This window comes from Rhodococcus sp. (in: high G+C Gram-positive bacteria) (genome assembly GCF_049299235.1).
Lineage (GTDB): Bacteria > Actinomycetota > Actinomycetes > Mycobacteriales > Mycobacteriaceae > Rhodococcus.
In genome coordinates, this window is sequence record NZ_JBAQXC010000255.1 from 1 (window position 1) to 12,504 (window position 12,504).

General features: G+C 67.1%; 12 protein-coding genes. 6 read left to right on the forward strand and 6 right to left on the reverse strand.

All coding sequences use genetic code 11. The features are described from left to right. The 3 genes from WAX14_RS15160 to WAX14_RS15170 form a co-directional block, all read right to left on the reverse strand. The coding region (locus WAX14_RS15160) for a DUF6777 domain-containing protein (protein ID WP_422628880.1) at positions 1-736 on the reverse strand (736 nt) is incomplete at its 3' end. 71 nt (positions 737-807) lie between these two features. Beyond that, positions 808-1,779 carry an alpha/beta fold hydrolase gene (locus WAX14_RS15165; protein WP_422628881.1) on the reverse strand — a complete coding sequence of 324 codons (972 nt, stop codon included), beginning with the start codon at positions 1,777-1,779 and terminating at the stop codon, positions 808-810. Beyond that, positions 1,779-2,162 (reverse strand): nuclear transport factor 2 family protein, encoded by a 384-nt coding sequence (locus WAX14_RS15170; RefSeq protein ID WP_422628882.1) that lies wholly within the window; start codon positions 2,160-2,162, stop codon positions 1,779-1,781. Before WAX14_RS15170 ends, WAX14_RS15165 begins: the two co-directional genes overlap by 1 nt. Before the next feature lie 143 nt (positions 2,163-2,305). On the opposite strand from WAX14_RS15170, the gene WAX14_RS15175 reads away from it, so the two are divergent. Continuing rightward, positions 2,306-3,115 (forward strand): alpha/beta hydrolase, encoded by an 810-nt coding sequence (locus WAX14_RS15175; RefSeq protein ID WP_422628883.1) that lies wholly within the window; start codon positions 2,306-2,308, stop codon positions 3,113-3,115. A 63-nt stretch (positions 3,116-3,178) separates the two neighbouring features. On the opposite strand, the gene leuS is transcribed toward WAX14_RS15175, so the two are convergent. Beyond that, on the reverse strand, positions 3,179-6,025 hold the full coding sequence (gene leuS / locus WAX14_RS15180; protein ID WP_422628884.1) for a leucine--tRNA ligase: 2,847 nt from the start codon (positions 6,023-6,025) through the stop codon (positions 3,179-3,181). Positions 6,026-6,131: 106 nt separating this feature from the next. Here leuS and WAX14_RS15185 point away from each other — a divergent pair, with 106 nt between their 5' ends. The 3 genes from WAX14_RS15185 (at position 6,132) to WAX14_RS15195 (ending at position 9,052) form a co-directional block, all read left to right on the forward strand. Continuing rightward, complete coding sequence (locus tag WAX14_RS15185) at positions 6,132-6,536, forward strand: SdpI family protein (protein ID WP_422628885.1); 405 nt, start codon at positions 6,132-6,134, stop codon at positions 6,534-6,536. Positions 6,537-6,591: 55 nt separating this feature from the next. Next, positions 6,592-7,554 (forward strand): DUF1648 domain-containing protein, encoded by a 963-nt coding sequence (locus tag WAX14_RS15190; RefSeq protein ID WP_422628886.1) that lies wholly within the window; start codon positions 6,592-6,594, stop codon positions 7,552-7,554. Between the two features lie 142 nt (positions 7,555-7,696). Then, positions 7,697-9,052, forward strand: coding sequence for a glutamate decarboxylase (locus WAX14_RS15195; protein ID WP_422628887.1), 1,356 nt, complete (start codon positions 7,697-7,699; stop codon positions 9,050-9,052). A gap of 49 nt (positions 9,053-9,101) precedes the next feature. Here the strand turns inward: WAX14_RS15195 and WAX14_RS15200 are convergent, their stop codons facing one another. Then, entirely contained in the window at positions 9,102-9,710 is a 609-nt protein-coding gene (locus tag WAX14_RS15200) for a YqgE/AlgH family protein (protein WP_422628888.1), read from the reverse strand. Between the two features lie 46 nt (positions 9,711-9,756). Next, complete coding sequence (locus WAX14_RS15205; protein WP_422628889.1) at positions 9,757-10,467, reverse strand: TetR/AcrR family transcriptional regulator; 711 nt, start codon at positions 10,465-10,467, stop codon at positions 9,757-9,759. A 154-nt stretch (positions 10,468-10,621) separates the two neighbouring features. Here WAX14_RS15205 and WAX14_RS15210 point away from each other — a divergent pair, with 154 nt between their 5' ends. Then, positions 10,622-11,566 carry an NAD-dependent epimerase/dehydratase family protein gene (locus WAX14_RS15210; protein ID WP_422628890.1) on the forward strand — a complete coding sequence of 315 codons (945 nt, stop codon included), beginning with the start codon at positions 10,622-10,624 and terminating at the stop codon, positions 11,564-11,566. Between the two features lie 56 nt (positions 11,567-11,622). Further along, a partial coding sequence (locus tag WAX14_RS15215) for a hypothetical protein (protein WP_422628891.1) occupies positions 11,623-12,504 on the forward strand: 882 nt, incomplete at its 3' end.

A 12,504-nucleotide genomic window follows, 5' to 3' on the forward strand; every position in this document is an offset into this window, starting at 1 on the left:
GACCCGCCCCGATCGGCACCGGAAGCAGCGCTCCGGTCGAGACGTCGACAACCGTCAACTGCGGTACCGCGGACGCAGCAGGTTGCACGACGAACAGCCGCTGCGGATCCAGCCCGGCCCAACCGTCACCGGTCAGGTCCGGGGCAGGCGTGAGGACGGGGGCCGTCAGTGGCGTACCGCGCGCACAGCGCACCTTCGGGGTTCCGCGGTCGTCGACCAGTACGACGGTGCCCGATTCGAGCACGGCTTGGACCGGGACGACGTTGCCGCTGCGGTACTCGTGCGCGGTGACGCGGGTGTCCGCACGCAGCAGCACCGGGGTGAGGTCGCGCACGTAGTTGCGCGCATCGGTGACCTTCAGGACACCGAGCCAGGCCTCGATCTTCACCGGATCCTGCTCGAGAGTATCGACGAGTTCCTGCCGATCACACAGTTCGCGGTCGAGGCTGCCGCCGTACAGCGCGGTGCGATCGCCCGCGACCGCGGCAGGTCCGTCCTCCGTAACCGCGACCGGATCGCCGGTACCTCCGACGTCCGAATCAGCGGGGGCGGGCACCACAACCGGAACCTGGGCCGGAAGCAGTAGTCCGGTCCAGGGGTACTGGTCCTGTGCGGTCGCGACGTCGAGTCGTACCGGGTCGGTTCGCGCGGAACCACCCGACGAACATCCACTCACCACGATCGCGGTCAGCACGAGTACCGTTCCGAATCCGCGTGCGGCGGCATCGGTGGTCACCCGCACATAGTAGGACGGGCCACGAGTCGGGTTGGCGGATTCGTGGATTCGGGTGATTCAGGTCCGGGCGGCTACGTCGCGGACACGTCCGCGACGAAACCGACGAGCAGATCGTTGACCCGACTTGCCCGTTCCATCTGGACAAAATGTCCCGCCCCGTCGAGCAGATGCACGCCGCGCAGGTCCGGGACGGTCTGCCTCATCCGCTCGAGGGCACGGGGCCCGGACATCGCGATGACGGGATCGTTCGCGCCGGCGACGAAGAGCGTCGGAACATCGAGTTGCGCAGCACCGCTCGTCGCCGATGCCTCCCAGTTGGCATCGTAGGCCCGGTACCAGGACAGTCCCCCGCCGAAACCGGTGCGCGCGAACACCGTCGCGTAGTGGTCGAGTTCGGCCTCGCTCAGCCAGTCCCACGGCAGACCCGGTGCATCGGGCAGGACGTCGAGGTAGCCGTTTCCGTTCGACGGATGCTGCCAGATATCGAGATACCGGTAGCCGCCGGACAATGCGTGGAACAGGCGCTGCAGAAACTCGCGCGGTCGCGCGTCGAGTTCGCGTTCGGCGACCCCCGGCTCCTGAAAGTAGTGCAGGTGCAGGAAGTGCTTGCGGGCCGTCGCCGCGTACAACTCGCTCGGGCGCGCAGGCAACCGGTCCGGTGTGTACGGCACGGCGAGCAGCACGAGGCCGGCCACACGGTTTCGATAACGCTCCGCGACAGTCCACGCCGCGGGCGCACCGAAGTCGTGTCCGACCAGGACGGCCTGCTCGATACCGAGTGCGTCGCGCAGGCCGACGAGCCGATCGGCAACCGCGGGATTGGTGTACTCGTCGATCGTGGCCGGCCGGTCGGTGCCGCCGTAGCCCGGCATGTCCGGCGCGATCGCGCGGTACCCGGCAGCCCCGAGCGCCGTCACCTGGTGGCGGTAGCTGTATCCGAGGCCGGGGAAGCCGTGGCACAGGACCACCGCGGGTCCGGTCGCGCCGTCACTCTCGGCAATGTTCCACGTGAAACCATCGACTTCGACGACGGTGCTGTGCATCAGGACGCGGGCACCGCAACCATGTCGTCCTGACTCCAGTACGCCTTCATCGACGTGATCTTCGCGTCGTCGTCGAACGTCATGACGTCGATGACCTCCATGACGAGATCCTGCTCACCGAGGTGAGTGGTGAGGCGGAACAGGAACGCGGCGTTGTTCGCAGCGATCTTGATCGTGAGCAGTTCCGCCGTCTGGGTGAGCGGTTCGACGACACCGTAGAACTCACGAAGCGACTCGGCGGTCGTACGCGGCTCGGTGCCGACCGGATCCTCCACGGTCGCACCCGGCGCGTAGAGGGCCAGCACGTCGTCTGCCGTGCCCTTCGCGACCGAATTGATGTAGTTCTCGACGGTGGTACGGATCGCGTCGGTGGTCGATGCCATGAATGCCTCCTCGAAATAGAACACGTTCTAGAGCAGGAGACTAGTGCCATACGGTCCGACAGGCCAGATCCCGTGGCCAATCGGCTCCGCCGTGGCGCGCGGAGTGCTTGGCTGACACACGAGCACCACCGAGAGGAGCCACGATGAGCGAGACGGCTGCGTTCACCCTCGACGGACACGCCGGAACCCTGGCCGGCCGCCGCTGGCCCCACGAGAATCCGCGCTACGTCGCGTTGCTGTGCCACGGCTACGGCGAACACGCCGGACGATACGACCACGTCGCGGCCCGACTCGGCGCCGACGGCGCCGTCGTCTACGCGATCGATCACCTCGGGCACGGCCTCAGCGACGGCGAGCGCGTCCTCGTCGACGACTTCGAGAAGGTCGTCGACGACTTCCGTTTGCTCGAGTCGACCGCGCGCCGCGAGAATCCCGGCCTACCCGTCGTGCTCATCGGACATTCGATGGGCGGAATGATCGCCGCGCGCTATGCACAGCGATACGGCGCAGACCTCGCCGCGGTCGTGCTGTCCGCGCCGGTGCTCGGCACCTGGGCTGCGATCGACGCCTTGCTCGCCGCCGACGAAATCCCGGATACCCCCATCGACCCCGCCACGCTCTCCCGCGACCCAGAGGTGGGGCGCGCCTACGTCGCCGACCCACTCGTGTGGCACGGACCGTTCAAACGGCCCACGGTCCAAGCAATGAAGAACTGCCTCGACACCATCACGGCCGCCGGGCCGGTGGACACCGTTCCGGTGCTGTGGCTGCACGGTTCCGACGACGGTCTCGTCCCGATCGAAGGCACCGTGCAGGGCTGGGCCGGCTACTCCGGGGCGCACGCCCGGTCGGGTGTGTATACCGGTGCGCGACACGAGATCTTCAACGAGACCAACCGCGACGAGGTACTCGGCGATGTCGTCGACTTCGTGAACGGGAATATCCGAGCGTGAGTGCGCAGTTGTTGTCGAGAATCCACTCGGATTTCGACAACAACTGCACACTCATCCGTGCGTCTACTTGACGACGTTCACCATCTTGCCGGGCACCACGATCACCTTGCGGGGCGCGGCGCCTGCAAGCAGTTCCACGATCTTCTCGTCCGCCAGCGCAGCCGCCTCGATCACGTCGGGCTTCGCGTCAGCCGGCACCGTGATGCGGCTGCGGACCTTGCCGTTGACCTGGATCGGGTACTCGACGCTGTCCTCGACGAGCCACTTCTCGTCGACGACCGGGAACGGGCCGTGCGCGAGCGACTCGGTGTGCCCGAGCCTCGACCACAGCTCCTCCGCGAGGTGCGGTGCGACCGGCGCGAGCATCGACACCAGCGGCTCGACCGCGGCGCGCGGTGCCCCGTCCGGGTAGGTCTTGGTGAGGTGGTTGGTGTATTCGATGAGCTTCGCGATCGCGGTGTTGTCCCGCAGGTGCGCGTAGTCGTCGGACACACCCTCGATGGTCCGGTTCAGGGCACGCAGCGTGTCTTCCGCCGGGTCGGCATCGGTGACACGCAACGTACCGGTCTCCTCGTCGACGGCGACACGCCACACCCGCTGCAGGAAACGGTGGGCACCGACGACGTCCTTCGTCGCCCACGGGCGGGACTGGTCGAGCGGACCCATCGACATCTCGTACACGCGCAGTGTGTCGGCACCGAAGTCTTCGCAGATCTCATCCGGCGCAACGGAATTCTTCAGGGACTTGCCCATCTTCCCGTATTCACGATTGACCTGCTCGCCGTTGTGGAAGTACACGCCGTCACGCTCGACGACCTCGTCGGCGGGCACGTAGACACCGCGTGCGTCGGTGTAGGCGTACGCCTGGATGTAGCCCTGATTGAACAGGCGACGGTACGGCTCCGACGAGGTGACATAGCCGAGGTCGAACAGCACCTTGTGCCAGAACCGCGCGTACAGCAGGTGCAGCACCGCGTGTTCGACACCGCCGACGTACAGGTCCACACCTCCCGGATCGTTCGGGCCGTGGATCTCCGGCCGCGGACCGGTCCAGTACGCCTCGTTCTCCTTGGCGCAGAACTCTTCCTGGTTGGTCGGGTCGATGTAGCGAAGCTGGTACCACGAGCTACCCGCCCACTGCGGCATCACGTTCGTGTCGCGGGTGTAACGCTGCAGACCGTCACCGAGATCCAGGTCCACGCCGACCCACTCGGTGGCCTTCGCCAGCGGCGGCGACGGCTCCGAATCGGCGTCGTTCGGATCGAAGGACACCGGTGCGTAATCCTTCACATCCGGAAGTTCCACGGGCAGCATCGTTTCCGGAAGGGCGTGCGGGCGGCCGTCCGCCGAGTACACGATCGGGAAGGGTTCACCCCAGTAGCGCTGCCGCGCGAAAAGCCAGTCGCGGAGCTTGTACTGGATGGTGCCGGTTCCGGCACCGGACTCCTCGAGCTTCCCGACGACCACCTTCTTCGCGTCGGCGACGTCGAGGCCGTCCAGGTAGCCGGAGTTCACCAGGGCACCGTCGCCGGTGTACGCCTCGGCGGTGATGTCACCACCGGAGATGACCTCGCGGATGGGCAGACCGAACGCGGTCGCGAACTCCCAGTCGCGTGGGTCGTGGCCGGGCACCGCCATGATCGCGCCGGTGCCGTATCCGGTGAGCACGTAGTCGGCGATGAACACCGGCAGCTTCTCACCGTTGACCGGGTTCACCGCGTACGCGCCGAGGAAAACGCCGGTCTTCTCCTTGCTCTCCTGCCGTTCCAGATCCGACTTGGCGCCAATGGACGCGCGATAGCCGGCGACGGCCTCGGCCGGGGTGGCGGCGCCGCCGGTCCAGCGCTCGTCGACATCCTCCGGCCATGCGTCACCGACGATCTCGTCGACCAGGGCATGTTCGGGGGCGAGCGTGACGTAGCTGGCACCGAAGAGGGTGTCGGGCCGGGTGGTGAAGACCTCGATGCTCGCGTCGTGTCCGTCGACCGCGAACTTCACCTGAGCACCGCGGCTGCGGCCGATCCAGTTGCGCTGCATCGTCTTGACCTTGTCGGGCCAGTCCAGGTACTCGAGATCGTCGATGAGGCGGTCGGAGTACGCGGTGATGCGCATCATCCACTGCCGCAGGTTCTTCCGGAACACCGGGAAGTTGCCGCGTTCGGAGCGGCCGTCCGCGGTGACCTCCTCGTTCGCGAGCACGGTGCCGAGACCGGGGCACCAGTTCACCAGCGAATTCGATTGGTACACCAAGCGGTAGTCGTCGAGGGCGGCCTGTTTGTCGGCCTCCGGGAGCGCAGCCCAATCGCGGCCGTCGTCGAGCGTGCGCGCCCCGGACTCGAGTTCGGACTCGAGTTCACCGATGCGGCGTGCCTTGCCTGCCGTCGGGTCGTACCACGCGTTGTAGATGGTGAGAAAGATCCACTGCGTCCAGTGGTAGAAGTCCACGTCGGTGGTCGCGACGGCACGCCGTTCGTCGTGGCCGAGACCCAGGCGGCGCAGCTGCCGCTTCATGTTCGCGATGTTCGACTCGGTCGTGGTCCGCGGATGCGTGCCCGTCTGCACGGCGTACTGCTCGGCGGGCAGCCCGAACGAGTCGTAGCCGAGCGTGTGCAGCACGTTGTGGCCCAGCATCCGGTGATAGCGCGCGTAGACATCGGTGGCGATGTAGCCGAGGGGATGTCCGACGTGCAGTCCGGCGCCCGACGGGTACGGGAACATGTCCTGCACGAACAGCTTGTCGGCGGGCACCTCGCCGGCCAGCGGTCCGACCGGGTTCGGCGCATCGAACGTGCCGTGCTCCCGCCACAGCTCCTGCCAGCGCTGCTCGATCCGCCCGGCGAGGTCGGCGGTGTACCGATGCTGCGGGGTGGCGTCGGACGACGGAGTGGAAGTCTGATCAGGACGAGTCACGGCGGTCGCTATCTACTTGGCTGACGTTCTGTTACCTCCGACCAGGGTAGAGCGTCGCCGGACCCGCGCGGACCGGTGGCCGTGTCCGGGCGGTATCCTGGTCGCCGTGTTGATCGTCGCGGTAGTGCTGTTCGTCCTGGCCCTCGTTGTCGGTGTCGTCGCCGTCGCCGGGCTCACCGGGCGACTCGGACGCAACCGCTGGGCCGGTGTCCGCACCGCCGACACGTTGCGCGACGACGAGACGTTCGCGCTGGCCAACAAGGTCGCGGCCCCCAGCATTCTCGGCGCCGCCGCGCTGCTCGTCGCCGGTGGTGTCGCCGCGCTGACGCTGCCGACCGTCGCCGGTGTGATCGCGATCGTCGTCACGATCGTCGCGGCGCTCGCCACCGCCGGAGCGGGTGGTTCCATCGCGGCACGGGTGGCCGCGGCCACCAAGCCCGACGAGACCGAGGGCTGCGGCACGTCCTGCGGCGCGTGCAGCCTGCGCGGCGCGTGCGAACCCACCGTCTGACGCCTCGCCGCCGCGTCGTATTCGCGAATCGTCCGGCGATCCCTACGCTGGGGCCGTGACGACCCGCCGCCTCATCGATCCCGCCGGTGCCGTGTTCGGTATCGCACTTCCGATCGCCACCGCCGTCGCCGCGGTGCTCCTCACCATCGCGTGGGAACCCCGCCTGCCTGCCGAGATCGCGACCCACTGGTCCGGGCCGAATCCGGACGGATTCGCCTCACCGATGTCGAACGCGTGGACGATCGCGCTGATCATCCTGCTGGTGGGTGGGGGCTGCAGCGCGATCGCGGCGCTCGCGCAGGCCATGCTGATGATGCGGCGATACATGCTGGTCACGGGGCTGGGTGTCACCGGATTGCTTGCGACTATCCACGTGACCATGCTCGTCGCTCAGCTCGATCTGGCCGATGCAACGCAGGCGCAGCTACCGATGTGGTCGATCGGACTCGGCATCGCGATTGGTGTCGCAGTCGGTTTCGTGGGCGCGGCGTCGCTGCGGGACTTCCGGGAGCGGGTACCCGCGACGGACGCCCCGGACGCCCAGTTGCCGCGCGGCCGTGTCGAGCTTCCGATCGTCGACCAGGTGGGGACGGGTGCCCGCACGACCGCCGTGCTTGCGCTCGTCGTGCTCGGTCCAGCAATGCTCGCCTGCCTGGCCGCAGACAGTTGGTGGCCGCTTGCCGTCTTCCTGCCCGTCGGGGGACTGGTGCTGAGTCTCCTGCGGTTCCGTGTGACGGTCGACGACTCCGGTATTCGCGTCCGGAACCTGTGCATGACCGCGATCGAGTACGAGCTCGACGAGATGATCGGCGCGAAGGTCACCGAGACGCGCCCGTTCCAGGATTGGGGCGGGTGGGGTCTGCGGGCCAAGGGCCGCGGGCGGTACGGGCTGGTGACGATCACGGGTCCGGCGCTCGTGTTCACGACCGCAGGCGGCCAGGAGTTCACGGTGACCACGAGCCGCGCGCAGGAGATGGCCGGGGCGCTCAACAGTCTCGCCGACAGCCGCACGAGCTGACGACCGCGCCAGCTGACGACCGCGGATTCGCCTCCGTCGAGCCGTAGGGTCCGGTTCAATGGAACACGGTTTTCCTTGGAGGACACTCGACCGGACCCCGGAGGTTCCCGTGAGTCATCGGAAGCGATCACATCCTGACGGAATGCTCGCCCCGGCATACACGAGCCGGCTCGACACCGACCCGGTTCCCGCGGCGACACTGCCGCAAGGGTCGATGGAAGCGGACGCGGTGTACCGGTTCATCCACGACGAATTGATGCTCGACGGCAGTTCCCGCCTCAACCTCGCGACATTCGTGACCACCTGGATGGAGCCGCAGGCCGGCCTCCTCATGGCGGAAACGTTCGACAAGAACCTCATCGACAAGGACGAGTACCCGTCGACCGCGGCGATCGAAGAACGTTGCGTGGCGATGGTCGCGGACCTGTTCAACGCGCCGGGACTGTCGGAGTTCGATCCGTCGTCGGCGACGGGCGTATCGACGATCGGCTCGAGCGAGGCGGTGATGCTGGCGGGGCTCGCCCTCAAGTGGCGCTGGCGGAAGCGTCGCCAGGAGACCGGACTGGACACCTCACGTCCGAATCTCGTTCTCGGAAGCAATGTCCAGGTCGTGTGGGAGAAGTTCTGCAGGTACTTCGACGTGGAGCCGAAGTACCTGCCGATGGAGCATGGTAGCTATTCGATCACCCCGGATCAGGTACGAGAAGCAGTGGACAACAACACTATCGGTGTTGTCGCGATTCTCGGTACCACGTATACCGGTGAACTGGAACCGATTTCGGATATCGCAGCGGTCCTCGACGGGGTAGCCGCCTCGGGTGGACCGGACGTACCGCTGCATGTGGATGCGGCCAGCGGCGGATTCGTCGTACCGTTCCTGCATCCCGAACTCGAGTGGGACTTCCGGGTGCCGCGCGTCGCGTCGATCAATGTCAGTGGACACAAATACGGCCTGACCTATCCGGGTATCGGGTTCGTGGTGTGGCGCGACCGCGATGCGCTACCCGAAGACCTGGTGTTTCGGGTCAACTACCTCGGTGGCGACATGCCGACGTTCACGCTGAACTTCTCGCGTCCCGGAAATCAGATTGTCGGGCAGTACTACAATTTCCTGCGGCTCGGGCACAACGGCTTTCAGCGGGTGATGAGCACACTCCGGTCGACTGCGGTCCGGCTCGCCCACGAGATCGCCGAGATCGAGGGAATGCACGTGATCACGGACGGCACCGCGATTCCGGTCGTGTCGTTCGAACTGACAGGCGATCCGGGGTTCACGGTGTTCGACGTCTCGCACGAGCTGCGCGCCAGGGGGTGGCAGGTTCCGGCCTACACGATGCCCGCGAACGCCGAGGATGTCGCGGTGCTTCGGATCGTGGTGCGCGAAGGATTCAGCGCCGATCTGGCCCGAATGTTGCACCAGGATCTCGTGGAGGTGTGCGACGAGCTTCGCAGCCGAGGACCTGGGAAGCATTCGACGGAACAGCATTTCGCACATTGATGCCGTGTGCCTTTTGGGCCCGGCCAGCAGCCCAAAAGGCACACCGGCATCAATTGCGTTCGACTTCGATGGGGTGGGTCGCGAGCAACGCCAGCGGCAGCGGTTGTCGGCGCAGGACTCGCGCCCACAAGTCCGGGCCGGCCGGAACGAGCAGGTCCTGTGGCAATGCCGACAAGACCATCCAGTCGTTGTTCGCCAACTCCCCGTTCAGTTGGCCTGCGCTCCATCCGGCGTAGCCCGCGAAGACGCGGATGCCGTCGACGAGCGGACCGACGACCTGCGGGTCCGAGTCGAGGTCGACCATGACGACACGGCCGTCCACTCGGCGCAGTCCCGGAACATCGTCGGCGGAGATCCCGGCCCGGAGTGCGCCGAGGCACAACGCCGAATCGCGGCGCACCGGACCGCCGACGTACAGGGCCTTCGGTTCGGTGGCCAAGGGCGCCCACCGGGGCAGAACCGCACCGACCGCGGTGTCGCTCAGCCGATTGAGCACGACGCCGAAACTACCCGATTCGTTGTGTTCGACGATGTAGACGACGGTGCGTCGGAAGGTGGGTTCGGCCAGGTCGATGCCCGACACCAGCAGACTCCCGGCGCGCACGTGCGGCGTTTCCGGTGCCGTTCGGTCGTCGGGTTCGTCCTGGTGCTGCGCCACCGGAACATCATCCCACTGTCACCATCCCGACGCCCGTAAGCTCGGCTCACGATTTCGACGGTGCGGTCGCGAGTCCGGCCGTTTCGGTGAGTACCGCGAGGTGGTGTTCGAAGAGATCGTCGGGGGCTGCGAACGTGTTCTCGCCGTACTGGCCGAACACTTCGAAACTCACCGCGCCGAACAGTGCCGTCCACAGCAACACGCCTCGGGCCAATGCCGCATCGGGAAGGTCGGTGCCGGTTTCGTCGCGAATCCGGACGAGATCGGTGTGGAGTGCGTCGGGGATGTCGTCCGCGGTCAAGCGCAGTACGCCGTCCGCGTATGCGCTGGTGAGAATCTCGACGAGACGGACCACCACCCGAATGCCCGGTTCGGTGGTGCGTTCGGCGGGAGCTCGGTAACCGGGCACCGGACTGCCGAACAGCAACGCATAGCGTGCGGGTTCGCGCAATCCCCAGCGCCGGACCGCGCGGGCGAGTGCGCGGAAGCGTTCCGGGGCGTCGTGCGGGTCGACGACGGCGACAGCATTGTCGACCGCGTTGCCGAGTTCCTCATATGCATCGACGACGAGAAGGGTGAGCAGTTCGTCACGGTTGGCGACGTAGCGGTAGACCGCGGACGACACGACACCGAGGTCGCGTGCGACGGCGCGGAGCGACAACGCGGCAGCCCCGTCCACGGCGAGGTGTTCGCGGCCGATGCGCAGGATGTCGGCCATCGTCTGTGCCCGGGCGCGAGCGCGCGGTGTCGTTGCCATGACATCGAGCGTGCCCCCGAGTGTGAACACTGTCAACAAATGTGAACATCAGTCACATGTGTGAGCAGTGCTCTTGACAATGTGCATGGCCCGGCGCACGCTGAGCCCTAACGAGAGCAGTGCTCACTCTTTGGCATCAGGAAGCGAGGACACCATGTCGAATCTCCACATCGTGTGCGGTGCAGGACCGATCGGATGGACCGTGGCCGAGCAACTCGCCGACCGCGGACAACGTGTCCGCGTGCTCACCCGCTCCGGCAGCGGACCCGACCACCCGCTCGTCGAACGGATCCCGGCCGACGTCTCCGACCCCAACGCCCTCACCGCCGCGTTCGGCGGCGACACCGTCACCGCCGTCCACATGTGCATCCACGGATCGGCCTACCGCGCCGCGACCTGGGAACTCGAACTCCCCGCGGCCGAGCGCGCAGTTCTCGACGCGGCAGGGAAGACCGGGACCGTCGTCGTCTTCCCGGAAAGCCTCTATTCGTACAGCGACCCGCACCGTGTCATGGCAGAAGACTCTCCGCGCACCGCACGCAGCGGCAAGCGCGGCATCCGCACCCGACTGCTCGCCGATCGGGCCGCGCACACCACCCCGACGGTCAGCGTCGTCGCATCGGACTATTTCGGTCCGCGCGCGCTCAACGCTCATGCCGGTGAGCGCATGGTCCCGACGGTCCTCGCCGGCGGCATCCCACGCGTACTCGGTGCGGCCGATGTACCGCACTCGTTCACCTATGTGCCGGACCTTGCCGCCGCGATGATCGCCGCGGCAGACACCCCCGCCGTGTGGAACACGGTCGTGCACGCCCCCACCGCGCCCGCGGTCACCCAGCGCGAAATGGTGGCCGCGTTCGCCGTCGCCGCGGGCATCCCGGAACCGAAGGTCGGCACCATACCGTCCTGGGTGCTGCGCGGAGGCGGCCTGGTCAACCGCGACATGCGCGAACTCACGGAAATGCTCTATCAGTTCACCGACCCGTTCGTCATGGATTCCGAGCGGAGCGAGCGAGCCCTTGGCATCACGGCCACCCCACTCCCGGTGGCCGCCGCCGAAACCGTGCGGTGGTGGCGCGAGCACGCAACGACGGCCTGACGTTCCACCGTATCCGCACCGTCCCGTCCGGGCGGGTGGCGATAGTGTCGAACATCGTGCAGGAGTCGAAGCGGCAGGCGTGGCGATCCACAGTGACGGCGCTGCGTCATTCACCGGACCTCGCGAGGCTCACCACGGTCCGATTCGCGAGCCAGTTCGGCGACGGACTGTTCCAGGGTGCGCTCGGCGGTGCGATCCTGTTCAATCCCGAACGCCATACCGATCCGACCGCCATCGCCGCCGGATTCGCGGTACTCCTGCTGCCGTACTCCGTCGTCGGCCCCTTCGCCGGTGCGCTGCTCGACCGTTGGGATCGACGCCTGGTGCTGCTGTGGGCCAACATGCTGCGCGGCACGTTCATTCTCGCCGCTGCCGCGGTCCTGCTCACCGGAGGCGGTGAGACGACCCTGCTGCTGCTGGCGCTCGCTGCCGTCGGTGTGAGCCGGTTCGTACTCGCCGGGGTGTCCGCATCGCTACCCCATACTGTTCCTCAATCCTGGCTGGTACCAATCAATTCCGTACTCGCAACCGCCGGATCGGGAGTGTCGGCCGCGGGTGCCGCGGTCGCGGTGGGCACCATCGGGATCATCGGTGCAGGCGATACCGGATCGGGAATCGCGGTCGCACTGGGCGCATCGGGTTCGGTCATTGCCGCGGTCGCTGCGGGCGGCTTCGCGCAACACCGACTGGGACCGGATCGGGCAGTCCCGCGCACCGCACTCCGATCCGTTGTCGACGGACTGCGGACCGGCGCGACCGCGGTCTGGCAGGCCCCGGGCGTCACCATCGCCATGATCGGAATCGGGACCCACCGCATCGTTTTCGGCATCAACACACTGATCATGGTTCTGCTGCTGCGCGAGAATGCCGCCGGCTCCGCAGCCGAAGGGCTCGCCGGGTTCGGGGTCGCGGTCGGCGCGACCGCCGCGGGCATGCTC

Coding starts and splice junctions, on each gene's coding strand:
- WAX14_RS15165 (WP_422628881.1), bottom strand. CDS start 1,779: ATGCACAGCACCGTCGTCGAAGTCGATGGTTTCACGTGGAACATTGCC.
- WAX14_RS15170 (WP_422628882.1), bottom strand. CDS start 2,162: ATGGCATCGACCACCGACGCGATCCGTACCACCGTCGAGAACTACATC.
- WAX14_RS15175 (WP_422628883.1), top strand. CDS start 2,306: ATGAGCGAGACGGCTGCGTTCACCCTCGACGGACACGCCGGAACCCTG.
- WAX14_RS15195 (WP_422628887.1), top strand. CDS start 7,697: ATGCTCGCCCCGGCATACACGAGCCGGCTCGACACCGACCCGGTTCCC.
- WAX14_RS15205 (WP_422628889.1), bottom strand. CDS start 10,467: ATGGCAACGACACCGCGCGCTCGCGCCCGGGCACAGACGATGGCCGAC.
- WAX14_RS15210 (WP_422628890.1), top strand. CDS start 10,622: ATGTCGAATCTCCACATCGTGTGCGGTGCAGGACCGATCGGATGGACC.